General features: G+C 24.5%; 1 protein-coding gene. It reads left to right on the forward strand.

Annotated features, from left to right (window positions below; translation table 11 throughout):
* On the forward strand, positions 1 to 323 hold a 323-nt coding region (locus CQA44_RS12970), incomplete at both ends, for a hypothetical protein (RefSeq protein ID WP_181881929.1).

Raw genomic sequence — 323 nt, forward strand, 5'->3', positions numbered from 1 at the left:
ATTCCTATCTCTTAGAATCTCAAGATAAAAATAATATTATCATATTCCTAGATAAAATAAATCCTAAAGATTTAGAAAATAAAAATATTTATTCTAATTTATATTCTAAAGATTCTAACATAGACTCTAATTTATATTCTAATTTATACACTAAAGACTCTAACATTTATTCTAATCTCAACTCTAACCCATACCCCAAAGATTCTAAAGATTCTAACTTACACTCTAATTTATACGCTAATTTATACTCTAAAGATTCTAATACAGACTATCTCTATTCTTATCTATTTCATAAAGACTCCTTTCTCTCCCTCTCTAATCTC

Source organism: Helicobacter sp. MIT 14-3879 (genome assembly GCF_003364125.1).